Genomic DNA, 287 nt, shown 5'->3' with positions numbered 1-287 from the left:
CTCGAGTGTGGTCGTTCGTTGTTATAAATTTGAATGGATTGTGCGATAAGCTTTCGTGCTTGGGCAAGATTTGCTGGGGTGTGCAATAAGAACTCTCCCTTGAGAATGCCATTGACCCGCTCAGCTACAGCATTTTGATAGCAATCATATCCATCTGTCATTGAGCATCGCACCTTGAATTTTTCATGTAACTGTTGGTAATAAGTAGAGCAGTATTGAATGCCTCGATCTGAGTGGTGTATTAGATCGGACATGCTACTTTTGCCACGCAGCGCACGTCGATAGGC

The 287-nt window shown here is 44.6% G+C and carries 1 protein-coding gene; it reads right to left on the bottom strand.

The features are described from left to right. A partial coding sequence (locus tag ACO0KZ_RS20525) for an integrase core domain-containing protein (protein WP_422998655.1) occupies positions 1-287 on the bottom strand: 287 nt, incomplete at both ends.

The sequence above is a fragment of the Undibacterium sp. Di24W genome, assembly GCF_049340325.1.
Lineage (GTDB): Bacteria > Pseudomonadota > Gammaproteobacteria > Burkholderiales > Burkholderiaceae_D > Undibacterium.
Note: the sequence above shows the minus strand (reverse complement) of the source record. Positions and strands in the feature narration are given on the sequence as shown.